We start from the raw sequence: 26,485 nt of genomic DNA, 5'->3' as shown, positions 1-26,485 counted from the left end.
AGCCCATCTGTCAGGATGGGCTCTTCACGTGTTTGATGCCTGGCAGTTCCCTACTCTCACATGGGGAGACCCCACACTACCATCGGCGCTACGGCGTTTCACTTCTGAGTTCGGCATGGGGTCAGGTGGGACCACCGCGCTATCGCCGCCAGGCAAATTCTGTTGTCAGAAACGAATCTTTTACACCGATGCTGCGTTGGCTGCATTCGTAAAGTCAGTCACATACCTCAGTATGCTCCTTCCTTTACTTCATTTGCCGCCTTGCCTCAGCGTAAAATCTTTCGTTCCCGAAAATCTGTAATCAATGCTGAAATTGTTGTCTCTCAAATCCGCCAAAACATCTTCGGCGTTGTAAGGTTAAGCCTCACGGTTCATTAGTACCGGTTAGCTCAACGCATCGCTGCGCTTACACACCCGGCCTATCAACGTCGTCGTCTTCAACGTTCCTTCAGGACTCTCAAGGAGTCAGGGAGAACTCATCTCGGGGCAAGTTTCGTACTTAGATGCTTTCAGCACTTATCTCTTCCGCATTTAGCTACCGGGCAATGCCATTGGCATGACAACCCGAACACCAGTGATGCGTCCACTCCGGTCCTCTCGTACTAGGAGCAGCCCCCCTCAATTCTCCAGCGCCCACGGCAGATAGGGACCGAACTGTCTCACGACGTTCTAAACCCAGCTCGCGTACCACTTTAAATGGCGAACAGCCATACCCTTGGGACCTACTTCAGCCCCAGGATGTGATGAGCCGACATCGAGGTGCCAAACACCGCCGTCGATATGAACTCTTGGGCGGTATCAGCCTGTTATCCCCGGAGTACCTTTTATCCGTTGAGCGATGGCCCTTCCATTCAGAACCACCGGATCACTATGACCTGCTTTCGCACCTGCTCGCGCCGTCACGCTCGCAGTCAAGCCAGCTTATGCCATTGCACTAACCTCCTGATGTCCGACCAGGATTAGCTGACCTTCGTGCTCCTCCGTTACTCTTTAGGAGGAGACCGCCCCAGTCAAACTACCCACCAGACACTGTCCGCAACCCCGATTAGGGGCCCACGTTAGAACACCAGCCATTAAAGGGTGGTATTTCAAGGATGGCTCCACGCAGACTGGCGTCCACGCTTCAAAGCCTCCCACCTATCCTACACATCAAGGACCAGTGTTCAGTGTCAAGCTATAGTAAAGGTTCACGGGGTCTTTCCGTCTTGCCGCGGGTACACTGCATCTTCACAGCGAGTTCAATTTCACTGAGTCTCGGGTGGAGACAGCCTGGCCATCATTACGCCATTCGTGCAGGTCGGAACTTACCCGACAAGGAATTTCGCTACCTTAGGACCGTTATAGTTACGGCCGCCGTTTACCGGGGCTTCGATCAAGAGCTTCTCCTTACGGATAACCCCATCAATTAACCTTCCGGCACCGGGCAGGCGTCACACCGTATACGTCCACTTTCGTGTTTGCACAGTGCTGTGTTTTTAATAAACAGTTGCAGCCAGCTGGTATCTTCGACTGATTTCAGCTCCATGAGTAAATCACTTCACCTACATATCAGCGTGCCTTCTCCCGAAGTTACGGCACCATTTTGCCTAGTTCCTTCACCCGAGTTCTCTCAAGCGCCTTGGTATTCTCTACCTGACCACCTGTGTCGGTTTGGGGTACGATTTGATGTTACCTGATGCTTAGAGGCTTTTCCTGGAAGCAGGGCATTTGTCACTTCAGCACCGTAGTGCCTCGTCATCACGCCTCAGTGTTAAAGTGAACCGGATTTACCTGGAACACACACCTACACGCTTAAACCGGGACAACCGTCGCCCGGCCAACATAGCCTTCTCCGTCCCCCTTCGCAGTAACACCAAGTACAGGAATATTAACCTGTTTCCCATCGACTACGCCTTTCGGCCTCGCCTTAGGGGTCGACTCACCCTGCCCCGATTAACGTTGGACAGGAACCCTTGGTCTTCCGGCGTGCGGGTTTTTCACCCGCATTATCGTTACTTATGTCAGCATTCGCACTTCTGATACCTCCAGCAACCCTCACAGGCCACCTTCAACGGCTTACAGAACGCTCCCCTACCCAACAACACATAGTGTCGCTGCCGCAGCTTCGGTGCATGGTTTAGCCCCGTTACATCTTCCGCGCAGGCCGACTCGACCAGTGAGCTATTACGCTTTCTTTAAATGATGGCTGCTTCTAAGCCAACATCCTGGCTGTCTGGGCCTTCCCACATCGTTTCCCACTTAACCATGACTTTGGGACCTTAGCTGGCGGTCTGGGTTGTTTCCCTCTTCACGACGGACGTTAGCACCCGCCGTGTGTCTCCCGTGATAACATTCTTCGGTATTCGTAGTTTGCATCGGGTTGGTAAGTCGGGATGACCCCCTAGCCGAAACAGTGCTCTACCCCCGAAGATGAATTCACGAGGCGCTACCTAAATAGCTTTCGGGGAGAACCAGCTATCTCCCGGTTTGATTGGCCTTTCACCCCCAGCCACAAGTCATCCGCTAATTTTTCAACATTAGTCGGTTCGGTCCTCCAGTTAGTGTTACCCAACCTTCAACCTGCCCATGGCTAGATCACCGGGTTTCGGGTCTATACCCTGCAACTTAACGCCCAGTTAAGACTCGGTTTCCCTGCGGCTCCCCTATACGGTTAACCTTGCTACAGAATATAAGTCGCTGACCCATTATACAAAAGGTACGCAGTCACCCAACAAGTGGGCTCCTACTGCTTGTACGTACACGGTTTCAGGTTCTTTTTCACTCCCCTCGCCGGGGTTCTTTTCGCCTTTCCCTCACGGTACTGGTTCACTATCGGTCAGTCAGGAGTATTTAGCCTTGGAGGATGGTCCCCCCATATTCAGACAGGATACCACGTGTCCCGCCCTACTCTTCGAGTTCACAGCCTGTGCGTTTTAGTGTACGGGAGTATCACCCTGTACCCTGCGACTTTCCAGACGCTTCCACTAACACACAAGCTGATTCAGACTCCGGGCTGCTCCCCGTTCGCTCGCCGCTACTGGGGGAATCTCGGTTGATTTCTTTTCCTCGGGGTACTTAGATGTTTCAGTTCCCCCGGTTCGCCTCGTTTGACTATGTATTCATCAAACGATAGTGCAACGAATTGCACTGGGTTTCCCCATTCGGACATCGCCGGCTGTAACGGTTCATATCACCTTACCGACGCTTTTCGCAGATTAGCACGTCCTTCATCGCCTCTGACTGCCAGGGCATCCACCGTGTACGCTTAGTCGCTTAACCTCACAACCCGAAGATGTTTCGTAAAACATCATCGTGTCGCGAAAATTTGAGAGACTCGAACACACATAACATGTGTGTCGTTTCAATTTTCAGCTTGATCCAGATTTTTAAAGAGCAAATATCTCAAACGTCACCCGAAGATGAGTTTTGAGATATCGGTTGGTTGTGCCTTTCACTCACAGCCAGCAAGTGGCGTCCCCTAGGGGATTCGAACCCCTGTTGCCGCCGTGAAAGGGCGGAGTCCTAACCGCTAGACGAAGGGGACACGAGGTGTCGCGACTTCGCAGCCGTCTTGCTTCTTTACATCTATCAGACAATCTGTGTGAGCACTACAAAGGCAGGTTCTTTAAGGTAAGGAGGTGATCCAACCGCAGGTTCCCCTACGGTTACCTTGTTACGACTTCACCCCAGTCATGAATCACAAAGTGGTAAGCGCCCTCCCGAAGGTTAAGCTACCTACTTCTTTTGCAACCCACTCCCATGGTGTGACGGGCGGTGTGTACAAGGCCCGGGAACGTATTCACCGTGGCATTCTGATCCACGATTACTAGCGATTCCGACTTCATGGAGTCGAGTTGCAGACTCCAATCCGGACTACGACATACTTTATGAGGTCCGCTTGCTCTCGCGAGGTCGCTTCTCTTTGTATATGCCATTGTAGCACGTGTGTAGCCCTACTCGTAAGGGCCATGATGACTTGACGTCATCCCCACCTTCCTCCAGTTTATCACTGGCAGTCTCCTTTGAGTTCCCGGCCGGACCGCTGGCAACAAAGGATAAGGGTTGCGCTCGTTGCGGGACTTAACCCAACATTTCACAACACGAGCTGACGACAGCCATGCAGCACCTGTCTCAGAGTTCCCGAAGGCACCAAAGCATCTCTGCTAAGTTCTCTGGATGTCAAGAGTAGGTAAGGTTCTTCGCGTTGCATCGAATTAAACCACATGCTCCACCGCTTGTGCGGGCCCCCGTCAATTCATTTGAGTTTTAACCTTGCGGCCGTACTCCCCAGGCGGTCGACTTAACGCGTTAGCTCCGGAAGCCACTCCTCAAGGGAACAACCTCCAAGTCGACATCGTTTACAGCGTGGACTACCAGGGTATCTAATCCTGTTTGCTCCCCACGCTTTCGCACCTGAGCGTCAGTCTTTGTCCAGGGGGCCGCCTTCGCCACCGGTATTCCTCCAGATCTCTACGCATTTCACCGCTACACCTGGAATTCTACCCCCCTCTACAAGACTCCAGCCTGCCAGTTTCGAATGCAGTTCCCAGGTTGAGCCCGGGGATTTCACATCCGACTTGACAGACCGCCTGCGTGCGCTTTACGCCCAGTAATTCCGATTAACGCTTGCACCCTCCGTATTACCGCGGCTGCTGGCACGGAGTTAGCCGGTGCTTCTTCTGCGGGTAACGTCAATCGACAAGGTTATTAACCTTATCGCCTTCCTCCCCGCTGAAAGTACTTTACAACCCGAAGGCCTTCTTCATACACGCGGCATGGCTGCATCAGGCTTGCGCCCATTGTGCAATATTCCCCACTGCTGCCTCCCGTAGGAGTCTGGACCGTGTCTCAGTTCCAGTGTGGCTGGTCATCCTCTCAGACCAGCTAGGGATCGTCGCCTAGGTGAGCCGTTACCCCACCTACTAGCTAATCCCATCTGGGCACATCTGATGGCAAGAGGCCCGAAGGTCCCCCTCTTTGGTCTTGCGACGTTATGCGGTATTAGCTACCGTTTCCAGTAGTTATCCCCCTCCATCAGGCAGTTTCCCAGACATTACTCACCCGTCCGCCACTCGTCACCCGAGAGCAAGCTCTCTGTGCTACCGTTCGACTTGCATGTGTTAGGCCTGCCGCCAGCGTTCAATCTGAGCCATGATCAAACTCTTCAATTTAAGTTTGATGCTCGTGAATTAAACTTCGTAATGAATTACGTATGTTCACTCAGAGACTTGGTATTCATTTTTCGTCTTGCGACGTTAAGAATCCATGTCACTTTGAGTGCCCACACAGATTGTCTGATAAATTGTTAAAGAGCAGTGCAACGCGGCTTTCGCTCACCGTTGCGAGGTCCCGTATAATACGTTTTCCTCATTCAGAGTCAAGCGTTTAATTTCGCTTTTCTCTGCCGGTATTCATCGCTGAATCCCGCTGACCCGGCGGCTTGCGTGCCGTTGTTCCGTGTCAGTGGAGGCGCATTATAGGGAGTAATTCTGAAGTGGCAAGGGGAATTTTAAAAAAAAATCTCACCCGCTCAATTTTCAGCCAAAACATCGACTGAGATTAAATTATTGCCTGGTTTTTAAACAAAAACGAGCCGAGTTGGCCCGTTTTTGCTGTTTTGTGATTTACTGCACTGCCACTATCCGGTCATTTTTCACGACCAGCCGTACTTCTTTACCCGGAATCAGCTCACCGGAAAGAATCTGCTGTGCCAGCGGGTTTTCGATCTGCTGCTGGATAGCACGTTTTAGAGGACGTGCGCCATAAACCGGATCGTAGCCGTTTTCGCTAAGCAGCTTCAGCGCCTCATCAGAGAGGTGGACTTCGTAGCCGCGCTCCTCCAGTCGTTTATACAACCGCTGCAGCTGAATCTGCGCAATAGAAGCAATATGTTTTTCACCTAACGGGTGGAAGACAACCACTTCATCAATACGGTTGATAAATTCCGGGCGGAAGCTTTGACTAACCACGCCCAGCACCAGATCTTTCATGTGACTATAATCCAGCGCACCAAAACGTTCCTGAATGAGATCCGAACCGAGGTTGGAGGTCATGATGACCACCGTATTGCGGAAGTCGACCGTTCTCCCCTGCCCGTCAGTTAAACGTCCATCGTCCAGTACCTGCAGCAGAATGTTAAAGACATCCGGATGCGCTTTTTCCACTTCATCCAGCAGGATGACGGAATAAGGGCGACGGCGGACCGCCTCAGTGAGATAACCGCCTTCTTCATAACCGACGTATCCCGGAGGTGCCCCAACCAGACGTGAAACGGAATGTTTCTCCATAAACTCTGACATGTCGATACGTACCATCGCATCGTCGCTATCAAACATAAAGTTAGCCAGCGCTTTACAGAGTTCTGTCTTACCTACCCCGGTAGGGCCAAGGAACAGGAACGAGCCAATCGGACGGTTAGGATCGGATAACCCGGCACGACTACGGCGGATCGCGTTCGATACCGCTTCAACCGCTTCGTTCTGACCAATAACGCGGCTATGCAGCTCCTGCTCCATACGCAGCAGCTTCTCACGTTCGCCTTCGAGCATTCTCGCAACCGGAATCCCCGTCCAACGAGCCAGCACTTCCGCGATTTCCGCATCCGTGACTTTATTACGCAGCAGACGCATGGTCTTGCCTTCAGACTGCGTTGCCGCCGCCAGCTGCTTTTCCAGTTCCGGGATCTTACCGTACTGCAGCTCGGACATCCGCGCCAGATCGCCGACGCGACGCGCCTGCTCAATCGCGATTTTAGCCTGTTCCAGCTCGGCCTTAATCGTCTGGGTACCAGAGAGCGACGCTTTTTCAGCCTTCCACTCTTCTTCTAGGACTGAATATTGACGTTCTTTATCCGCCAGTTCCTCATTCAGCATATCCAACCGCTTAATGCTGGCTTCGTCAGACTCTTTCTTCAACGCCTGCTGTTCCAGCTTGAGTTGAATGATGCGTCGATCGAGTCTGTCCAGCTCTTCCGGTTTTGAGTCAATCTGCATGCGGATGCTGGACGCAGCTTCATCGATCAAGTCGATAGCTTTATCCGGCAGCTGTCGGTCGGCGATATAACGGTGAGACAGCGTAGCCGCCGCTACAATCGCCGGGTCAGTGATCTGCACGTGGTGGTGCAGTTCATAACGCTCTTTCAGACCACGCAAAATCGCAATGGTATCTTCAACTGTCGGTTCCGCAACGAACACTTTCTGGAAACGACGCTCCAGCGCGGCGTCTTTCTCAATGTACTGGCGATACTCATCCAGTGTCGTGGCGCCCACGCAGTGCAGCTCACCACGCGCCAGCGCCGGTTTCAGCATATTCCCGGCGTCCATAGCACCGTCTGCTTTACCTGCGCCCACCATCGTGTGCAGCTCATCGATAAAGAGGATGACGTTGCCTTCCTGCTTGGCGAGATCGTTTAGCACGCCTTTTAAACGTTCTTCAAACTCACCGCGATACTTGGCACCCGCCACCAGCGCGCCCATATCAAGCGCCAGGACTCGACGCCCCTTCAACCCTTCCGGTACTTCACCGTTGACGATCCGCTGCGCCAGCCCTTCAACAATGGCCGTTTTACCTACGCCGGGTTCACCAATCAGCACCGGGTTATTTTTGGTACGACGCTGCAGAACCTGAATCGTTCGACGAATTTCTTCATCACGGCCAATTACCGGGTCAAGCTTGCCCTGCTCGGCACGTTCGGTCAGATCGACGGTAAATTTTTTCAAAGCCTGACGTTGGTCTTCGGCTCCCTGATCGTTCACGCTTTCACCTCCGCGCATTTGTTCAATCGCCTGACTCACGTTAGCGGTTGTGGCTCCGGCGGATTTTAAAAGGTCGGTCAGCGTGCCGCGTGATTCAAGCGCAGCCAGAACGAACAGTTCTGACGAAATAAAGTTGTCCTTTCTCTTTTGCGCCAGCTTGTCGCAAAGGTTAAGGATACGCACTAAATCCTGAGAAGGTTGAACATCGCCACCGGTACCTTCCACCTGCGGCAATCGGCTCAACGCCTGTTCAATATTGGTGCGTAACTCTCCGGCGTTGATGCCAGCCGAAGTTAATAAAGGACGTACCGATCCCCCTTCCTGATTCAGCAAGGCGCTCATTAGATGAAGAGGTTCGATGAATTGGTTGTCGTGCCCAAGCGCAAGAGACTGGGCATCGGCAAGAGCAAGCTGGAATTTATTGGTAAGACGATCCAGACGCATAACTCCTCCCATAACAGGTCAAATTTGCTACTGGAGATTAAATGAGGTCATCCCTCAATTATTCAAGGTTAAAGACCTGAACTATGCAAAAATAAGTTTGCCTTCTGGATCGTCTTAGTTCGGCAGGTTATATCAGCCAGATGAAACTTGCCATACGACCCGTCGTCTTGTCGCGACGATAAGAGAAAAAATCATCTTTTTCGCTGAGGGTACAGCGGTCTCCGCCAAAAATCTGCTCAACGCCAACGCTCGACAGACGCTGACGGGCAAGCTGATAGATATCAGCAAAATACTTCTCACCCGCAGGGCGAAATGCGCGCTCCGCCTGGGTATCTTTTGCCATAAAGGCCTCACGCACCTCCGGGCCAACCTCAAACGCGTCCGGCCCGATAGCGGGGCCAAGCCAGGCCATAATATTTTCCGGACTATCGGCAAAACAGGCAACGGTTTCTTCCAGCACGCCTTCGCAAAGACCTCGCCAGCCGGCATGAGCAGCCGCAACCTCCGTACCCGCGCGGTTACAAAAAAGCACCGGCAGGCAATCAGCGGTCATCACCGCGCATACCGTACCCGGCACATTACAGTATGACGCATCCGCACGCTTTGACTCGTACGGCCCGCCGTCGAGTTTTAACACTGCCGTACCGTGAACCTGTTCCAGCCACACCGGGTATGACGGCAGACCGCCAGCGGCAAACATGCGCCGACGGTTCTCTTCTACGTGCTGCAGATTGTCTCCGCAATGAGCGCCGAGGTTAAGTGAATCGTATGGCGATAAACTTACCCCGCCAACGCGCGTGGAACTACAGGCAGCAACGCCTTCCGGCATCGGCCATTGCGGTACAATCACTTTAGTCATAACCAGTCGATATCGTCTTTATGAGTTTCAAAATCAGCGCGCATGGCCTCGATCAAATCAACCATATCCTGCGGAATTGGCGCATGCCATTCCATCTCAATACCGCTGATCGGATGGTATAAGCGCAGCATCGTGGCATGAAGAGCCTGGCGGTCGAACTTACGCAGAGCAGTGATGAACTCTTCCGACGCACCTTTAGGCGGACGTGGGCGCCCTCCATAAACCTGATCGCCCACCAGCGGATGGGTGATGTGCGCCATGTGCACGCGAATCTGGTGCGTACGACCGGTCTCGAGGCGCAAACGCAAACGAGTATGAATGCGAAAATGCTCCATGATCCGATAGTGCGTCACCGCCGGTTTCCCCATGGGATGTACCGCCATATGCGTACGCTTGGTCGGGTGACGGCTAATCGGTTCTTCAACCGTTCCGCCAGCCGTCATATGACCAATCGCTACCGCTTCATATTCACGGGTAATTTCACGCAGCTGCAGGGATTCCACCAGTCGGGTTTGCGCCGGGATAGTCTTTGCTACCACCATTAAACCAGTGGTGTCTTTATCAAGACGGTGCACGATCCCCGCCCGCGGCACGTCAGCAATGGCGGGATAGTAGTGCAACAGCGCATTCAGCACAGTACCGTCAGGGTTGCCCGCGCCGGGGTGCACAACTAAATCGCGCGGTTTATTAATTACGAGGATGTCATCATCTTCATAAACGATATTGAGCGGAATATCCTGCGGTTGGAAACGGACTTCTTCTTCGATTTCAACATCGATAGCAATCGTCTCTCCCCCCAGCACTTTTTCTTTCGGCTTGTCGCTGACGCAGCCGTTTACCAGCACTCTCTGGTCAAGGATCCATTCTTTTATGCGCGAACGCGAATAATCCGGGAACAATTCGGCCAAAGCCTGATCTAAGCGTTGTCCGAGTTGATTTTCGGACACCGTTGCGTTGAGTTGTACTCGTTGTGCCATATACAGCTTCTTCGTTTTAACGTTGGGTTTTACGGCTTTGCCGTTTAATATAGTGTGCTATTGTAGCTGGTCTTAATCGGGAGCAGGAACAGAGATTCTCCCGCATAAACATTTTGAGGAAGTCAAAACGTCATGACGCGCATGAAATACCTGGTGGCAGCAGCCACACTGAGCCTGGCTTTGGTGGGTTGCTCTGGCTCAAAGGAGGAGGTGCCCGATAATCCGCCGAATGAGATCTACGCGACCGCTCAGCAAAAGCTGCAGGACGGTAACTGGAAACAGGCAATAACGCAACTGGAAGCGTTGGATAACCGTTATCCCTTTGGACCTTATTCCCAACAGGTACAGTTGGACCTGATTTATGCGTACTACAAAAACGCCGATCTACCGCTGGCTCAGGCCGCCATCGATCGCTTTGTGCGCCTGAACCCGACTCATCCTAACATTGATTACGTTATTTATATGCGTGGTCTGACAAATATGGCGTTGGATGACAGTGCGCTGCAGGGCTTCTTCGGCGTCGACCGTTCTGACCGCGACCCACAACACGCGCGCGATGCCTTTAACGACTTCTCCAAACTGGTTCGTGGCTATCCCAACAGCCAGTACTCTACTGACGCCTATAAACGTATGGTGTTCCTGAAGGATCGTCTGGCGAAGTACGAGCTGTCGGTTGTGGATTACTACACCGATCGTGGCGCATGGGTTGCGGTAGTTAACCGCGTAGACGGCATGCTGCGTAACTATCCGGATACGCAGGCCACCCGCGATGCGCTGCCGAAGATGGAAAACGCCTACCGTCAGATGCAGATGAACGCGCAGGCTGACAAAGTTGCGAAAATCATTGCAGCCAATAGCAAGAACACCTGATAGCCCTTAGATAAGCAAAACGGCAGCCAGATGGCTGCCGTTTTTTTATTCGTTAAATTGCTTAGCTGAAGCGGTTTAGCGCCGAGTTAACTCATCAAATATGGCTCCCTTTCTTCCTTTCCACAAGCAAAATCTCACCTGTTCCTGTCCTGTCTCACAAAACAGATTTGTTGACAAAAAGTGACAATAAAATGTGATTTAAATCACGCATTTTGACATTGGGCGAGGTATGCTGAGTTCACCAAGACGGGAAAGACAAGAGGTAAAATTTATGACAATGAACATTACCAGTAAACAAATGGAAATTACTCCGGCAATCCGCCAGCACGTCGCAGACCGTCTCGCCAAACTGGATAAATGGCAAACCCACTTAATTAACCCGCACATCATCCTCTCTAAGGAGCCGCAGGGTTTTGTCGCTGACGCCACCATCAATACGCCAAACGGACACCTGGTTGCCAGCGCACGGCACGAAGACATGTATGCCGCAATCAACGAATTGATCAACAAGCTGGAACGGCAGCTCAATAAAGTGCAACACAAAGGGGAAGCCCGCCGCGCCGCGACATCGGTGAAAGAGGCAGGCTTTGTGGAAGAAGAAGAGTAATCCTTAACTTAAGCTTGTGTCATGCCACGCGCCTCCGGGCGCGTTTTTTATTGACAGAGTGAAAACAGTACAGGTACTGTAATCCCCACTAACTCAAGGAATTCATCGTGAAACTGATCCCGTTCTTCTTCGCATTCTTTTTTACCTTCCCCTGAATGGGAGGCAATTCGTCGTGTGATAAAGAATGCGAAGACGAACAACAAGGCCTCCCAAACGGGAGGCCTTTTTTATTGATAATCAATAACAAGAAAGGCAACACATATGACCGAGGAAAACCCATTACTGGCGCTACGCGATAAGATCAGCGCTCTGGATGAGAAGCTGCTGGCGCTGCTGGCAGAGCGCCGCGGCCTGGCCGTAGAGGTAGGAAAAGCCAAGCTGGCCTCGCACCGTCCGGTGCGGGATATCGACCGCGAGCGGGACTTACTGGAACGCTTGATGACGCTGGGGAAAAAACATCATCTCGATGCCCACTACATCACGCGCCTGTTCCAGCTGATCATTGAAGACTCGGTCCTTACCCAACAAACGCTACTGCAGCAGCACCTCAATAAAATCAATCCGCACTCCGCGCGCGTGGCGTTTCTCGGACCGAAAGGTTCATATTCGCATCTTGCGGCCCGCCAGTATGCCGCCCGCCACTTTGAACAGTTTATCGAAAGCGGCTGTGCGAAATTCGCCGATATCTTTGAGCAAGTGGAGACGGGCCAGGCCGACTATGCCGTCGTCCCCATTGAAAATACAAGCTCCGGCGGCATCAATGATGTTTACGATCTTCTGCAGCACACCAGCTTATCTATCGTCGGCGAGCTGACTCTGCCTATCGATCACTGCGTGCTGGTCTCAACATCCACCGACGCGCAACAGATTACGACGGTCTACAGCCATCCACAGCCGTTCCAGCAGTGCAGCCAGTACCTCAGCCGCTATCCGCACTGGAATATTGAATATACCGATAGCACCTCCTCAGCGATGGAAAAAGTCGCTCAGGCTAAATCGCCGACCGTTGCCGCGCTGGGCAGCGAAGCAGGCGGGGCGCTGCACGGTTTGCAGGTACTGGAACATTGTCAGGCTAACCAAACGCAAAATATCACCCGCTTCCTGGTTCTGGCGCGTAAAGCGGTGGAAGTCTCCGATCAGGTCCCCGCGAAAACCACGCTGTTGATGGCCACCGGCCAGCAAGCCGGGGCCCTGGTAGAAGCACTGCTGGTACTTCGAAACCATAACCTGATTATGACCAAGCTGGAGTCGCGTCCCATTCACGGTAATCCGTGGGAAGAGATGTTTTATCTGGATATCCAGGCCAACCTGGAATCACTGCCCATGCGTAAAGCTTTAAAAGAGCTGGCCGAGATAACGCGTTCTATGAAGGTGCTGGGCTGTTATGCCAGCGAAAACGTGGTACCGGTCGAGCCGGTTTAACGCTCTATAAACGGCAATTTCTTCATCCCTGCCACGCTAACAGGCAGGGTGAAGATGGCGCCAGAAAGCGGATATTTCGCCACTTCCTCAGCATCCATATTCTCCCGCGTGGTGGTAATGTAGAGCGTCTTCATATCCGCTCCGCCAAAACAGACCATCGTCGGGCAACGCACCGGTAGACGATGCTCCGCCAGCTGCTCGCCCGTCGGCGAGAAGCGCGCAATACGCCAGCCGTCAAACATCGCGCTCCAGTAGCAACCTTCGGCATCGATGGCCGCGCCGTCTGGAATCCCCTCTCCCGGCTGAAAGCGCAGGAAGACCTCGCGTTTACCCGCCTCGCCCCGCTCATCGAGAGGTGTTCGATAGATAACGGCATTTGGCGTATCCGAGGTATACATCCAACGCTTGTCTTCGCTAAACGCCAGACCGTTAGCGCCGTGAATATCGCACTGGATAACCTGCGGGGAGAGATCGTTATCGATGCGCACTAAGAGCGCGCCGTTAAAATCTCCCGGTCCCCAGAAAGTCCCGGCATAAAAGCGGCCGTCGCGATCGGTTCCACCATCATTAAAGCGCGCTAATTGCGGATTGCTGGGGTTATCGCAGACTTTTCGCTGTAGAAGACCATGCGCATCAGTGAGCCAGATACCGCTGCGTAAAGCGACGATAAAACCGCCCTTTTCGCGCAGAGCAAAACAGCCGGGCTCCTCGGGAAATTGCAGAACCTGATGTTCACCCGTCTGCACGTCGTAGCGATGAATTTCGCATTCCATAATATCGGCCCAGTACAATGCCTGTTCGGCTTCGCTCCAGGTCGGACATTCCGGTAAATGCCCGGTGTAATCAAACAGCGGTTGTGGTTCAGCCATCGTTTTCATCCCTATAAAAAAAGCCAGCGGGTCACCCCTCTGGCTTTATTGTATACGTGTTTTACGCCTTACTGCCGATTATCATTCGCCTGGCGCAGCAACGTTCGGCTTTCGCTCTGGAAGCGCTGGGCATAGTCACCGAACCAGTGTTCAACCTTACGGAAGCTATCGATGAACGCCTGTTTATCCCCCTGCTCCAGCAGGCCGATAGCTTCACCGAAACGCTGGTAGTATCGCTTAATCAGCGCCAGATTATTTTCCGAGGACATAATAATGTCAGCGTAGAGCTGCGGATCCTGGGCAAACAGTCGACCAACCATCGCCAGCTCCAGACGATAAATTGGCGACGAGAGCGCTAAAAGTTGCTCAAGACGCACGTTCTCTTCAGCCAGATGCAGACCATAAGCGAAGGTAGCAAAGTGGCGCAACGCCTGAATAAAGGCCATGTTCTGATCGTGTTCGATGGCGCTGATACGATGCAGCCGAGCGCCCCAGACCTGAATTTGCTCCAGGAACCACTGATACGCCTCAGGCTGGCGGCCATCGCAGTACACCACTACCTGCTTCGCCAGACTGCCGCTATCAGGACCAAACATAGGATGCAGACCCAATACCGGACCTGTATGCGCAGCCAGCATCGCCTGCAGCGGTTCCGCTTTCACCGAAGCCAAATCGACCAGGATGCAGTCCGCCGGCAGCGGAGGCAACTGAGCAATCGTCGCCGCCGTGATATGAATCGGCACGCTGACGATAACCATGCCGGCATCGGCGACAATCTCGTCCGCCCGCGACCAGTCGTCTTTCTCCAGGATACGAACCTGATATCCGGAAAGCGTCAGCATTTTCTCAAACAGACGCCCCATTTGCCCGCCGCCGCCGACAATAACGACCGGACGCAGGTTCGGATAAAGCGTTTTAAAACCTTTATCGTTTTCGCTGGAATAAGACTCACGCATGACGCGACGCAAGACATCTTCGATAAGATCCGGCGGAACCCCAAGCGCAGCTGCCTCCTCACGGCGGGAGGCCAGCATCGCCGACTCGCGCTCAGGGACGTAAATCGGCAGGCCATATTGGCTTTTAACCTCTCCGACTTGCGCTACCAGCTCCAGGCGCTTAGCCAGCAGCTCCAGCAGCGCTTTATCGACTTCATCAATTTGATCGCGTAACGCGGTCAGTTCAGCAACCATATCATCCTCTTACGCCAGACGAGCCGCCAGATGGCCTCGCAGATCCTTATCAAGTTCGCGGAGCAGCGCATCGGTGGTTTCCCAACTAATGCAGGCATCGGTCACCGAGACGCCGTATTTCATATCGCAACGCGGCTGCTCAGAGGATTGATTACCTTCGTGGATATTGCTCTCAATCATCAGACCAATAATGGAACGGTTACCATCTTTGATCTGCGCGACCACGGATTCCGCAACCGCGGGCTGACGGCGGTAGTCTTTATTAGAATTCCCATGGCTGCAATCTACCATCAGAGAAGGTTTCAGTCCCGCCTGAGTCATCTCTTTTTCGCACTTCGCAACATCTTCCGGGCCGTAGTTTGGCGCTTTTCCACCACGCAGAATAACGTGACCGTTCGGATTGCCCTGCGTTTGCAGCAGGCACACCTGCCCGGCCTGGTTGATGCCGACGAAACGGTGCGGCATTGCGGCGGCGCGCATCGCGTTAATGGCGGTGGCAAGGCTACCGTCGGTGCCGTTTTTAAACCCAACCGGCATCGACAGGCCTGAAGCCATTTCGCGGTGAGTCTGGGATTCCGTCGTACGCGCGCCGATAGCGGACCAGCTAAACAGATCGCCGAGGTACTGAGGACTGTTTGGATCCAACGCTTCCGTCGCCAACGGCAGCCCCATATTGACCAGTTCAACCAGCAGACGACGCGCAATCTTCAGGCCGCCTTCCACATCAAACGAACCATCCATATGCGGATCGTTAATCAGCCCTTTCCAACCAACTGTGGTACGGGGTTTTTCAAAATAGACGCGCATGACCAGATAGAGGCTATCGCTGACCTCTGCGGCAAGAGCTTTAAAACGACGAGCGTACTCAATGGCGGTTTCAGGATCGTGAATCGAGCAAGGACCACACACCACCAGCAAGCGCGGATCGCGACCGGCGATGATGTCAGAGATAGTCTGTCGAGAGTGCGCGATCTGCGCTTCCTGCTCAACGCTCAAAGGGAATTCAGTTTTCAACTGATCCGGAGTGATCAAAACCTGTTCATCGGTAATATGTACGTTGTTCAGCGCGTCTTTTTGCATGATTGCGATCCTGTATAGCTCGTTTGCGATAGTTATTGCCTCAGCGAGGATGACGTAACGATACCACACAAAGTAAAGATTTCAATCCATATTACGTAAATTTTAATTTACACCAAGAAATTAAATCGCGCTACATTCCATTTTTATTGTACATTATTGTTTACACAAAGCGATTTAACGCCCATGACTTCCCTTTTTAAAGCCATTCTTTTACGAAAAATCCTGGTGAGAATTATCTTAAAGCGGCGAGGCTGGCTAATGACGCTTTTCATCAATAATGCTATTCTTCGCCCGGGTTTCAGCAATCTGCATCCCCCACGCTATGACAACCTGACGGAACCGTAATGACTGTTCTTCACCGTCTCTTTTTGACTTTAGTACTATCACTCGTGGGTATCTCTGCTGTTGCCTCCGGGCCGTCTGAAAATGTTCGGACGATCGTTTCGGGGATCGTGACTTATACACGCTGGCCGCAATTATCAGGTCCTCCAAGGCTATGTATTTTTTCGACATCACGTTATATCCATAGCCTGGCCGAAGAGGCACCGGAAATATTGCCTTACAAACCCGTGATTGTTCGTAATACAGAAGAAGCCTTACAGACGACCTGCGATGGTTTTTATTTTGGCAGTGAATCACCGATCCAACAGTCTGAATTTACGGCCAAATATGGAAACCGGCCCCTATTACTTATTGCGGAACAAAACACCGATTGCTCTATTGGCAGCGCTTTTTGCCTGCTTATAAACAATGAGAGAGTCAGATTTTCCGTAAATCTGGATGTACTGACGCACAGCGGCGTTCGGGTTAATCCCGAGGTGCTGATGCTTGCCCGGAAAACATCACATGAATAAGGATTTTTCTCAGGCCCCGCGCCCCACATTTAAAAGAGCGCTGCGCCGTATCAGCATGATAAGCGTGGTGATCTCTATGACACTGGTCTGGCTGTTACTCTGCGCCGCTTCCATATTCACACTTAAGCAGTACGCACAAAAAAACCTGGAGCTTACCGCCGCTACCATGGGTCGCAGCCTGGAAGCCGCGCTTGTTTTCGGCGATAGCGCAGCGGCTGAAGATACGCTGGCCACGCTGGGAAGACAGGGGCAATTCTCCAAAGCCATTCTGGTCGATGGCCGACAAAAACCCTTCGCCTCATGGCATAACGAACGTCTGGTCAGGCAGGATAAAATCAGCGACATTATCAGCAAATGGTTATTTCCTGAACCTACGGTACAACCTATCTGGCACCAGGGGAAAATCATCGGTGAACTCCGTCTGACCGCGCTGGACCGGCTGATAAGCTATTTTCTTGGCATCTCAATTATTGTGCTCACCGGCAGCATTTTTCTTGCTTCCTGCATCGCTTTGCTCCTGACCCACTCGCTGCACCGCGGCATTGTGGCTGCATTACAGAGCATTACCGAAGTGGTACATGACATTCGCGAAAATCGCCATTTTTCTCGCCGGGTCCCCGAAGAGCGCATTGAAGAATTCCACCTTTTTGCCCAGGACTTTAATAGCCTGTTGGGCGAAATGGAGGACTGGCAGCGACAGCTTCAGGCTAAAAATGCTCAGCTCCTGCGCAGTTCATTGCACGATCCGTTGACCGGTCTGGCTAACAGAGCGGCTTTCCGTAATGTCATTAATGAGCTGATGAAAGACGAAACCGTCCACAGTAGTTCCGCGCTGTTATTTCTTGATGGCGATAACTTCAAGCTTATTAACGATAACTGGGGCCACGCAGCTGGCGATAAAGTGTTAATTGAAGTCGCGAGCCGCCTGATGGCCTTTGTCGGCAAACAGCATCAGGCATGGCGTCTCGGCGGCGATGAATTTGCCATTCTGCTACGCGATGTTCATTCAGAGGCCGAAGTTCAGGCCCTGTGCCGTGCGTTGTCCGAACAGTTTATCCCGCCGTTTAATCTCCACAATGGCCACACCGCCAGTCTGTCACTGAGTATTGGATACGCTTTAACCTGGGAACATGCCTCCGCGGAAAATCTGCAAGAGCTTGCCGATCAAAATATGTATCGGATGAAACACCAGCGCTTGCAGCAAACGCAAAAATAAAAGGAATCACCATGATTGGGAAATATTTTGCACCTGCTTTACTTGCCGCAATTTTTCTTAGCGGCTGCCAGGCCCCGCAAGGAAAATTCTCTGCAGAACAAATAGCAGCAATGAAGTCATACGGCTTTACTGAAACCAACGGCGACTGGTCATTAGGAATATCTGATACCATCTTATTTGATAAAAATGACTACCACCTGCGTGCCGATAGTAAGCAGCAAATCCGCACAATGGCTTCACGGCTGGCCACCACCGGTATTACCCACAGCCGTCTCGAAGGCCATACTGATAATTACGGCGAAGACGGCTACAACGAAATGTTATCGCTTAAGCGCGCCAACAGCGTTGCGGATGCCTGGGCCGAAGGGGCGAATATTCCACGCGCCAATTTGACCACTCGCGGACTTGGGAAAAAGTATCCGATAGCCAGTAACGATACCGCGAAAGGACGTGCTGAAAACCGCCGCGTCACGGTGGTTATCAGCACGCCTTAGACAACCTATTCGACTGGTTTAGCCTCTAACATCGCCGTTGCTGCGCGCCAGCGCAGATAATCAACGGCGAGACATAGCGCGAGGCTGCCCCCCATTAGCGGCAGCGCTACCCCCAACAACAGTGCAATGACGGCAGTCAGCAGACGAGCGGGCCATGCTAATCCAAACCACGCCTGTATCAACGTATTGGCCGGGTTAAACGCCGCGCGCGCCGGGCGGCGGATCCACCACAAGCGATATCCCACTACTATCATCACGCAGAGTGCGGTTCCGAACGCGATAAGCAATAGCTGATTAACAAGGCCGAACAAAATTCCCATATGGAAATCAACACCCCAGCGGGTCAGCTTGGCCATGAGCGGAAAGTCGGAAAAATGCGTACGGTCCACGATCCGCATCGTTGACCCCTCGATCGCGACAGCATCAACCTGTGTTGGCCAGCTTCTGTCGATTTCATTTACCGTCCACGCGCGCCCGGAACCCGACGGCGGTCGAATCTCCAGCTTGCCGGCATCCAGCCCCGCCGCGCGTGCGGCCAGCAGAACCTTGTCAAACTCCTCTACGCGCAGCGGCGATGCTGCCGCCTCGCCCATCATCCTGCTTCCCATATGATGTTCCGCATGCGGATCGTGAACTGCCGGAACGGCGCTTTGCAGCTGCGTATTTACCTGTGGCGTCAGCCAACCAAAGGCGGCGCGCATCTTATCGACGTTACCACCGGCCCATTGTGACCACGTTAAACCGGTCGCAGAGAAGATGAGCATACCGACCAGCAATGCCCATCCGAGAGACACATGCAGGCGGCGGCTATTCTGCATCTTATTGTTAATGCGACGACGCGGGCGGGTCATCGACCACAGCGCGATCCCACCGAGAGCGGCAACCCACATCCAGGACGCAGCAAGCTCGCTGTACAGGCGACCAACACTTCCCAGGAGCAATGAGCGGTGGGCATAATCAATCCACTGACGCAGCGGCAAAATACCGCTGGTACCGTAAACCGGCAGATCTCCTTTTACCCTTAAAGTCACCGGATCGACAAAAATTGCCCGTGTTTCCGACTCGCCAAGGCTCGGGTCAATAAACATCACTCGGGTAGTATCGCCAGCCAGTATCCCCGGACGTACCGCATGCAGGCGCAGGTTTCCCTGAATAGCCTCTGTTGCTACGGTAATTTGCGCGCTGAGCGGCTGTTTTTCTCCACTGAGGGTACCGCGAAGCGCATCCTGATAGAGCCAGCTTTCCAGCTGCGGACTGGCGACATATAGCGTACCGGTCAGAGCCGCCACAAAAATAAACGGTCCGATAAACAGTCCGATATAGAAATGAAGACGACGCAGCAGGTTCAGCCATGCTGCGCGCGAGGTGCAGGTAGTCATACTTTTCCTTTTTAAAAGCAAAAGAGAACGTTGCGCAGTGCGCAGGTTGTTTTTTTATCTAAGGGGGAAAGCAGACGGAAGAGGCGGCGCTCGGGTAAGGGGATAAAGCCAGGGAAAGTAATGCCAGTGTTTGTTCACCGGTCGGCTAACAGGCACTCGCTGGCGTCGAAGCACCATAGCAAGCAGCAACACCAGCGCGAAGATAAAGCCTGGCACGTGAGCTAAGAGCACGCAGTAGCCGCAGGCTTCAGCATGATCGAGCAGTACGCCGTGCGAGCGTTGCGGCGTCGAAGCGTCGGTGTGCATCATCGTCATCTGATGTGATGGCGCATCTTCCGCCATCGTCATCATTGCGTGGTGCATTCCGCTCATCGGATCTTTTTGCAAAGCGACTGAGATCAACGGTGCCACCACGATCAGCGCGATCGCAAACAGCGCCAGCCATGCGGCTCGCCGTTGAGATGCTGATTGATGAAGAATATCGCTGACCACCGCCCCTCCAAATGAGGGCCGTATTGTAAATGATTCACAATAAAATGGTTAAAATAAAGATAAAAAAAGGGCCAGCCCATCAGGCCAGCCCTCTCATTCAGGATGTCGCGAAAGCGAATCTTAGTTAAGACGCTCTTTGATACGAGCAGACTTACCGGTACGCTCACGCAGGTAGTACAGTTTAGCTTTACGTACAGCACCACGACGTTTGACAGAAATGCTGTCAACTACCGGAGAGTGAGTCTGGAAGACACGCTCAACGCCTTCGCCGTTGGAAATTTTACGAACAGTGAATGCAGAGTGCAGACCGCGGTTACGAATAGCGATAACCACGCCCTCGAATGCCTGCAGACGTTTTTTGGAACCTTCAACAACCCATACTTTCACTTCCACGGTATCACCCGGACGGAAGGAAGGTACGTCCTGCTTCATCTGTTCTTGTTCAAGTTGCTTAATAATGTTGCTCATAATTTAATCTCTTATCCTGGGTAAACTGATATTGGGGGCTTACGCTATCCCATCATGTTTATGCTGCTGTTGCGCGAGTTCCTTTTTGAACTCCGCCAGCAACCTTGCTTGCTCTTCAGTCAGAGCCAGGTTTTCCAAAAGTTCAGGTCTTCTAAGCCAGGTCCGGCCCAGCGACTGCTTCAGACGCCAGCGACGTATCTCAGCGTGGTTTCCCGACAGCAATACTGGCGGTACTTCCATACCTTCTAACACTTCAGGGCGCGTATAGTGAGGGCAATCCAGCAATCCTTCAGCAAAAGAGTCCTCGATTGCTGAAGCTTCATGACCCAGAACCCCCGGAATAAACCGGGAAACGGAATCAATCAGCGTCATTGCCGGTAGCTCGCCACCGCTGAGAACATAATCGCCGATTGACCATTCTTCATCAATCTCGGTCTGAATTACGCGCTCATCTACGCCTTCGTAACGACCGCACACCAAAATCAGCTTCTGATTGGTTGCCAGTTCGCTGACGCCCGCTTGATCAAGCTTGCGTCCCTGAGGTGAAAGATAAATCACCTTTGCGCCTTCACCTGCCGCGGCTTTTGCTGCATGAATGGCATCCCGTAAAGGTTGTACCATCATTAACATCCCCGGTCCGCCGCCGTAAGGACGATCGTCCACGGTACGGTGCCGGTCATGAGCGAAATCACGAGGACTCCAGCTCTGGATGCTCAGCAGGCCATTTTTTACTGCCCGGCCAGTTACCCCGTAATCGGTAATTGCGCGGAACATTTCAGGAAACAGGCTAACGATACCTATAAACACAAGCCAATCCCCATAGTGCCGTTTTTTACCGTTTATCCGGAGAATTTAAAAACCAGGATCCCAATCTACTTCGATAGTACGAGTAGCGAGATCGACTTTCTTGATAACCTGCCCATCGAGGAACGGAACCAACCGCTCCTTGATACCAAATGCATCTTTCAGGTTTGCCTTGATGACGAGAACGTCATTAGATCCAGTTTCCATCATGTCGATGACTTTACCGAGACCATAGCCTTCAGTGGTCACTACCTGGCAGCCCATCAGGTCTTTCCAGTAATAGTCACCCTCTTCAAGCGCAGGCAGCTGCGATGAATCCACGACAATTTCGCAATTAGTCAAAAGATTCGCTGCATCGCGATCGTCAATGCCTTTCAGCTTAATGACGATATCCTGATTGTGGTGGCGCCAGCTTTCCAGCTCAACAACCTGCCACTGACCCGCCTTCTGGATAAACCAGGGCTGATAGTCAAAAATGCTTTCGGCGTCTTCGGTGGAGGAAAACACTCTGAGCCAACCACGGATACCGTAGGAAGAACCCATCTTGCCCAATACAATCGGTTCAACAGGTGCTTGTGCGGTGTGTTGCTTGCTCATCATGACCACCGTGACAGATTAAGCTGCTTTGTTAGCGGCTTTGATCAGCGCAGCTACGCGATCGGAAACAGTAGCGCCCAGGCCAACCCAGTGAGCGATACGATCCAGATCCAGACGAGTTCCTTCTTCGGTCGCAGAAGCGATCGGGTTGAAGAAACCAACGCGCTCGATGAAGCGACCGTTGCGTGCATTACGGCTGTCGGTAACAACAACCTGGTAGAACGGACGCTTTTTCGCGCCGTGACGTGCTAAACGAATAGTAACCATAACATCCTCTTGTGTGAATAAAACACCGGGCCCCATCGAGGAACGGAGCCCGGTGTCATATTAAAAGCCCGAAAATTTTACTGATTTCTGGGGAAATTGCAATCAGCAGTTATAAACTCTGCCGTGGAAGGCCCCCTAAATGGGGTAACTGAGCCAGAGCGCGCCAACAATGGGTAAAAAAAGAAGCGCGCCCCGACAGCAAAATAGCGACGATATTATCGCCCGCCGGGGAACCCAGGCGGCATCATACCTTTCATTCCGCGCATCATCTTCATCATGCCGCCTTTCGACTTCATCTTCTTCATCATGCGCTGCATATCATCAAACTGTTTGAGCAGACGGTTCACATCCTGCACCTGCATTCCGCAGCCTGCGGCGATGCGGCGCTTACGCGAACCTTTAATAATTTCCGGTTTGGCGCGCTCTTTCAGCGTCATCGAGTTGATGATGGCTTCCATACGCACCAGCACTTTATCGTCCATCTGCGATTTAACGTTGTCCGGTATCTGTCCCATGCCCGGCAGCTTGCCCATCAGGCTGGCCATACCGCCCATGTTTTTCATCTGCCGCAGCTGTTCAAGGAAATCGGTGAGATCAAAACCGTCGCCTTTTTTCAGTTTGGAAGCCAGCTTTTCAGCCTGCGCGCGGTCAACCTTACTTTCGATATCTTCGATCAGCGACAGAACGTCGCCCATGCCGAGAATACGGGAGGCGATACGGTCCGGATGGAACGGCTCCAGCGCTTCGGTTTTCTCGCCAACGCCAAGGAATTTAATCGGCTTGCCGGTGATATGACGAATCGACAGCGCCGCACCGCCGCGGGCGTCGCCGTCCACTTTGGTCAGCACCACCCCGGTCAACGGCAGAGCCTCGTTAAACGCTTTCGCCGTGTTCGCCGCATCCTGGCCGGTCATCGCATCGACAACAAAGAGGGTTTCTACTGGATTGAGAGACGCATGGACCTGCTTAATCTCATCCATCATCGCTTCATCAACGTGCAGACGACCGGCAGTATCCACCAGCAGCACGTCGTAGAATTTGAGCTTCGCTTCCTTCAGCGCGGCATTCACGATATCAACCGGCTTCTGACCTACGTCAGACGGGAAGAAATCAACGCTAACCTGCTCGGCCAGCGTTTCCAGCTGCTTGATCGCCGCAGGGCGATAGACGTCAGCGGAAACCACCAGGACTTTCTTCTTGTGCTTTTCACGCAGGAACTTACCCAGCTTAGCGACGCTGGTGGTTTTACCCGCCCCTTGCAAACCGGCCATCAGCACCACGGCTGGCGGCTGCGCGGCTAAATCCAGCGCCTGGTTCTCTTCGCCCATCGCGGCAACCAGTTCGTTGCGCACAATTTTGACGAACTCCTGGCCCGGGGTCAGGCTTTTGTTGACTTCATGACCTACCGCGCTTTCTTTTACGCGGTTGATGAAGTCACGTACCACAGGCAGAGCAACGTCCGCCTCCAGCAGCGCCATACGCACTTCGCGCAGGGTATCTTTAATGTTGTCTTCAGTAAGGCGTCCGCGGCCGCTAATGTTGCGCAGCGTACGCGACAAACGATCGGTTAAATTATCAAACATTGTCTCTCGCCTGAGGTGGAAACGGTCGGTCGCCGCAGCGACACAAAAACGGAATGGGCGCAGTATAACACGACATAAACGCGAATGTGCTGCAACGGTTGGAGCCAGAGTCGCGTGACGCTATACTGCTTCTCTTTACTATTTAGTCAACAGTCGACGCCCATATGCCTGTTTTTGCTCTACTCGCTCTTGTCGCGTACTCCATCAGCCTCGCGCTGATCGTCCCTGGTCTGCTGCAAAAAAACAGCAGTTGGCGGCGGATGGCGATTCTTTCCGCAACTATTGCGTTGATTTGTCACGCCTTCGCGCTGGAGTCACGCATTTTTCCCGGCGGCGAAAGCGGGCAAAACCTCAGTCTATTAAACGTGGGATCGCTGGTCAGCCTGATGATCTGTACGGTGATGACCATCGTCGCATCGCGTAATCGCGGCTGGCTATTGCTGCCCATTGTCTACACCTTCGCCTTAATCAACCTCGCGTTCGCGACCTTTATGCCGAACGAGTACATCACGCATCTGGAAACCACGCCGGGGATGTTGGTCCATATCGGCCTGTCGCTCTTTTCTTATGCTACGCTGATTATCGCTGCGCTTTACGCTCTGCAGCTGGCGTGGATTGACTATCAGCTGAAGAATAAAAAGTTGACCTTCAGTAGCGAAATGCCGCCGCTGATGAGCATTGAACGTAAAATGTTCCATATCACCCAGATAGGCGTGGTGCTGTTAACCCTGACGCTGTGCACCGGGTTGTTTTATATGCACAACCTGTTTAGCGCGGAAAACATTGATAAAGCAGTACTGTCTATTATTGCGTGGTTTGTTTATATCGTCCTGCTTTGGGGCCACTATCATGAAGGGTGGCGCGGACGCCGGGTCGTCTGGTTTAACGTGACTGGCGCAGGACTGTTGACGCTGGCCTACTTTGGTAGCCGCGTATTGCAACAGTTCATGAGCTAAGTCTTTAAGGAATCCCAAGTGGAACATATCTCCACCACCACGCTGATCGTGACGCTGATCGTCATGGTGGTTATCTCCGCCTATTTCTCCGGTTCAGAAACCGGCATGATGACGCTAAACCGCTATCGCCTGCGTCATTTGGCCAAGCAGGGCAATCGTCAGGCAAAACGCGTCGAAAAGCTCCTGCGCAAGCCTGACCGTCTCATTAGCCTGGTTCTCATTGGTAATAACCTCGTCAACATTCTTGCCTCGGCGTTGGGTACCATTGTAGGTATGCGCCTGTACGGCGATGCCGGCGTCGCCATTGCCACCGGCGTCCTGACGTTTGTGGTGCTGGTGTTTGCCGAAGTGCTGCCAAAAACCATCGCGGCGCTCTATCCAGAAAAGGTCGCCTATCCCAGCAGCCTCCTGCTCGCGCCGCTGCAAATACTGATGATGCCGCTGGTGTGGTTGCTCAACACGATTACCCGCATTCTGATGCGCATGATGGGCATTAAAACCGACATCGTGATTAGCGGGGCATTAAGCAAAGATGAGCTGCGCACTATCGTTAATGAATCACGTTCGCAAATCTCCCGGCGCAATCAGGACATGCTGCTCTCCGTCCTGGACCTCGAGAAAGTCAGCGTTGATGACATCATGGTTCCGCGCAACGATATTGTCGGTATCAATATTAACGACGACTGGAAATCCATCGTCCGCCAGCTGACCCACTCTCCACACGGGCGCATCGTGCTGTACCGCGACACGCTGGACGATGCCATCAGCATGCTGCGGGTACGCGAAGCTTATCGCCTGATGACCGAGAAAAAAGAGTTCACAAAAGAAGTCATGCTGCGCGCCGCCGATGAAATTTACTTCGTGCCGGAAGGAACGCCGCTCAGTACGCAGCTGGTGAAATTCCAGCGTAATAAAAAGAAAGTGGGTCTGGTCGTTGATGAATATGGCGACATTCAGGGTCTGGTTACGGTTGAGGATATCCTCGAAGAGATCGTCGGCGATTTTACGACTTCAATGTCGCCTACGCTTGCTGAAGAGGTGACGCCGCTTAATGATGGCTCAGTGATTATCGATGGAACCGCCAACGTACGGGAAATCAACAAGGCATTTAACTGGCATCTCCCGGAAGATGAAGCGCGAACCATTAACGGTATCATCCTGGAAGCACTCGAAGAGATCCCCGCTCCGGGTACCCGCGTACGCATCGAACAGTATGATATCGATATTCTTGATGTTCAGGAGAATATGATCAAACGGGTGAAGGTGATGCCGGTTAAACCCATTCGCGAGAGCGTGGCTGAGTCATAGCCCCCCTGCGGGCTGG

Annotated in this window: 22 protein-coding genes, 1 tRNA gene, 3 rRNA genes and 1 other annotated feature; of the genes, 9 read left to right on the top strand and 17 right to left on the bottom strand. The window is 52.7% G+C overall.

Annotated elements, in window-relative coordinates:
- Positions 1–37: 37 nt before the first annotated feature.
- The 7 genes from rrf to rluD all read right to left on the bottom strand — a co-directional run bounded on the left by rrf (position 38) and on the right by rluD (position 10,013).
- Positions 38–153, bottom strand: a 5S ribosomal RNA gene (rrf, locus tag EGY08_RS22405).
- 200 nt (positions 154–353) lie between these two features.
- A 23S ribosomal RNA gene (locus EGY08_RS22400) occupies positions 354–3,258 on the bottom strand.
- A gap of 190 nt (positions 3,259–3,448) precedes the next feature.
- Positions 3,449–3,523 (bottom strand) — tRNA-Glu (locus tag EGY08_RS22395).
- Positions 3,524–3,610: 87 nt separating this feature from the next.
- Positions 3,611–5,150 (bottom strand): 16S ribosomal RNA (locus EGY08_RS22390).
- The 16S, 23S and 5S rRNA genes sit together here with 1 tRNA gene alongside, the layout of an rRNA operon.
- A gap of 453 nt (positions 5,151–5,603) precedes the next feature.
- Complete coding sequence (clpB, locus tag EGY08_RS22385) at positions 5,604–8,177, bottom strand: ATP-dependent chaperone ClpB (protein ID WP_049115413.1); 2,574 nt, start codon at positions 8,175–8,177, stop codon at positions 5,604–5,606.
- A 127-nt stretch (positions 8,178–8,304) separates the two neighbouring features.
- Positions 8,305–9,036: a purine nucleoside phosphorylase YfiH gene (yfiH, locus tag EGY08_RS22380; protein ID WP_004123735.1), complete on the bottom strand. Its 732-nt coding sequence runs from the start codon at positions 9,034–9,036 to the stop codon at positions 8,305–8,307.
- Positions 9,033–10,013: a 23S rRNA pseudouridine(1911/1915/1917) synthase RluD gene (gene rluD, locus EGY08_RS22375; RefSeq protein ID WP_049115411.1), complete on the bottom strand. Its 981-nt coding sequence runs from the start codon at positions 10,011–10,013 to the stop codon at positions 9,033–9,035. Before rluD ends, yfiH begins: the two co-directional genes overlap by 4 nt.
- Before the next feature lie 132 nt (positions 10,014–10,145).
- Between rluD and bamD the strand changes: the two genes are divergently transcribed.
- The 4 genes from bamD (at position 10,146) to pheA (ending at position 12,912) form a co-directional block, all read left to right on the top strand.
- Positions 10,146–10,883 (top strand): outer membrane protein assembly factor BamD, encoded by a 738-nt coding sequence (gene bamD, locus EGY08_RS22370; protein ID WP_004123741.1) that lies wholly within the window; start codon positions 10,146–10,148, stop codon positions 10,881–10,883.
- A 271-nt stretch (positions 10,884–11,154) separates the two neighbouring features.
- Positions 11,155–11,490: a ribosome-associated translation inhibitor RaiA gene (gene raiA, locus EGY08_RS22365; RefSeq protein WP_004104616.1), complete on the top strand. Its 336-nt coding sequence runs from the start codon at positions 11,155–11,157 to the stop codon at positions 11,488–11,490.
- A gap of 106 nt (positions 11,491–11,596) precedes the next feature.
- Positions 11,597–11,721: a sequence feature (Phe leader region), on the top strand.
- Positions 11,598–11,645 (top strand): pheA operon leader peptide PheL, encoded by a 48-nt coding sequence (gene pheL / locus EGY08_RS22360; RefSeq protein WP_101706155.1) that lies wholly within the window; start codon positions 11,598–11,600, stop codon positions 11,643–11,645. It overlaps the preceding feature by 48 nt.
- 30 nt (positions 11,722–11,751) lie before the next feature.
- Positions 11,752–12,912 (top strand): bifunctional chorismate mutase/prephenate dehydratase, encoded by a 1,161-nt coding sequence (gene pheA, locus EGY08_RS22355; RefSeq protein ID WP_004123744.1) that lies wholly within the window; start codon positions 11,752–11,754, stop codon positions 12,910–12,912.
- Here the strand turns inward: pheA and EGY08_RS22350 are convergent.
- The 3 genes from EGY08_RS22350 to aroF form a co-directional block, all read right to left on the bottom strand.
- Positions 12,909–13,781: an SMP-30/gluconolactonase/LRE family protein gene (locus tag EGY08_RS22350; RefSeq protein ID WP_049115415.1), complete on the bottom strand. Its 873-nt coding sequence runs from the start codon at positions 13,779–13,781 to the stop codon at positions 12,909–12,911. The genes pheA and EGY08_RS22350 overlap by 4 nt on opposite strands.
- A 68-nt stretch (positions 13,782–13,849) precedes the next feature.
- Positions 13,850–14,971, bottom strand: a complete 1,122-nt coding sequence (gene tyrA / locus EGY08_RS22345) for a bifunctional chorismate mutase/prephenate dehydrogenase (protein ID WP_004123751.1) — start codon at positions 14,969–14,971, stop codon at positions 13,850–13,852.
- A gap of 9 nt (positions 14,972–14,980) precedes the next feature.
- Positions 14,981–16,051: a 3-deoxy-7-phosphoheptulonate synthase AroF gene (gene aroF / locus EGY08_RS22340; protein ID WP_004123753.1), complete on the bottom strand. Its 1,071-nt coding sequence runs from the start codon at positions 16,049–16,051 to the stop codon at positions 14,981–14,983.
- 344 nt (positions 16,052–16,395) lie between these two features.
- Here aroF and EGY08_RS22335 point away from each other — a divergent pair, with 344 nt between their 5' ends.
- Genes EGY08_RS22335 through EGY08_RS22325 form a run of 3 tightly spaced genes read left to right on the top strand, consistent with a single transcriptional unit; the run spans position 16,396 to position 18,615 of the window.
- Positions 16,396–16,905: a YfiR family protein gene (locus EGY08_RS22335; RefSeq protein ID WP_049250678.1), complete on the top strand. Its 510-nt coding sequence runs from the start codon at positions 16,396–16,398 to the stop codon at positions 16,903–16,905.
- Positions 16,898–18,121 carry a diguanylate cyclase DgcN gene (gene dgcN / locus EGY08_RS22330; protein WP_004123765.1) on the top strand — a complete coding sequence of 408 codons (1,224 nt, stop codon included), beginning with the start codon at positions 16,898–16,900 and terminating at the stop codon, positions 18,119–18,121. Before EGY08_RS22335 ends, dgcN begins: the two co-directional genes overlap by 8 nt.
- 11 nt (positions 18,122–18,132) lie before the next feature.
- Positions 18,133–18,615, top strand: a complete 483-nt coding sequence (locus EGY08_RS22325) for an OmpA family protein (protein ID WP_004136929.1) — start codon at positions 18,133–18,135, stop codon at positions 18,613–18,615.
- Positions 18,616–18,620: 5 nt separating this feature from the next.
- Here EGY08_RS22325 and EGY08_RS22320 read toward each other — a convergent pair whose 3' ends face one another.
- From EGY08_RS22320 to ffh, 7 genes are all read right to left on the bottom strand, one after another.
- Positions 18,621–19,994, bottom strand: coding sequence for a PepSY-associated TM helix domain-containing protein (locus tag EGY08_RS22320; RefSeq protein ID WP_123828924.1), 1,374 nt, complete (start codon positions 19,992–19,994; stop codon positions 18,621–18,623).
- A gap of 54 nt (positions 19,995–20,048) precedes the next feature.
- The gene (locus EGY08_RS22315; protein ID WP_117079782.1) at positions 20,049–20,486 is read right to left on the bottom strand and encodes a DUF2946 domain-containing protein; all 438 of its coding nucleotides are present in this window, start codon (positions 20,484–20,486) and stop codon (positions 20,049–20,051) included.
- A 120-nt stretch (positions 20,487–20,606) separates the two neighbouring features.
- On the bottom strand, positions 20,607–20,954 hold the full coding sequence (gene rplS, locus EGY08_RS22310; RefSeq protein WP_004104634.1) for a 50S ribosomal protein L19: 348 nt from the start codon (positions 20,952–20,954) through the stop codon (positions 20,607–20,609).
- Between the two features lie 39 nt (positions 20,955–20,993).
- Positions 20,994–21,761 (bottom strand): tRNA (guanosine(37)-N1)-methyltransferase TrmD, encoded by a 768-nt coding sequence (gene trmD, locus EGY08_RS22305; RefSeq protein WP_123828923.1) that lies wholly within the window; start codon positions 21,759–21,761, stop codon positions 20,994–20,996.
- 45 nt (positions 21,762–21,806) lie between these two features.
- Complete coding sequence (gene rimM / locus EGY08_RS22300; protein WP_004123774.1) at positions 21,807–22,355, bottom strand: ribosome maturation factor RimM; 549 nt, start codon at positions 22,353–22,355, stop codon at positions 21,807–21,809.
- Positions 22,356–22,373: 18 nt separating this feature from the next.
- Positions 22,374–22,622 carry a 30S ribosomal protein S16 gene (gene rpsP, locus EGY08_RS22295; RefSeq protein ID WP_004123777.1) on the bottom strand — a complete coding sequence of 83 codons (249 nt, stop codon included), beginning with the start codon at positions 22,620–22,622 and terminating at the stop codon, positions 22,374–22,376.
- A 215-nt stretch (positions 22,623–22,837) separates the two neighbouring features.
- Complete coding sequence (gene ffh / locus EGY08_RS22290) at positions 22,838–24,205, bottom strand: signal recognition particle protein (RefSeq protein ID WP_004123779.1); 1,368 nt, start codon at positions 24,203–24,205, stop codon at positions 22,838–22,840.
- A 164-nt stretch (positions 24,206–24,369) separates the two neighbouring features.
- On the opposite strand from ffh, the gene EGY08_RS22285 reads away from it, so the two are divergent.
- Positions 24,370–25,161 (top strand): cytochrome C assembly family protein, encoded by a 792-nt coding sequence (locus EGY08_RS22285; protein ID WP_004123787.1) that lies wholly within the window; start codon positions 24,370–24,372, stop codon positions 25,159–25,161.
- An 18-nt stretch (positions 25,162–25,179) separates the two neighbouring features.
- Positions 25,180–26,469, top strand: a complete 1,290-nt coding sequence (locus EGY08_RS22280) for an HlyC/CorC family transporter (protein WP_004123790.1) — start codon at positions 25,180–25,182, stop codon at positions 26,467–26,469.
- Positions 26,470–26,485: the final 16 nt, after the last annotated feature.

It is taken from the genome of Klebsiella sp. FDAARGOS_511 (assembly GCF_003812845.1).
GTDB classification, from domain to species: domain Bacteria; phylum Pseudomonadota; class Gammaproteobacteria; order Enterobacterales; family Enterobacteriaceae; genus Klebsiella; species Klebsiella grimontii.
Note: the sequence above shows the minus strand (reverse complement) of the source record. Positions and strands in the feature narration are given on the sequence as shown.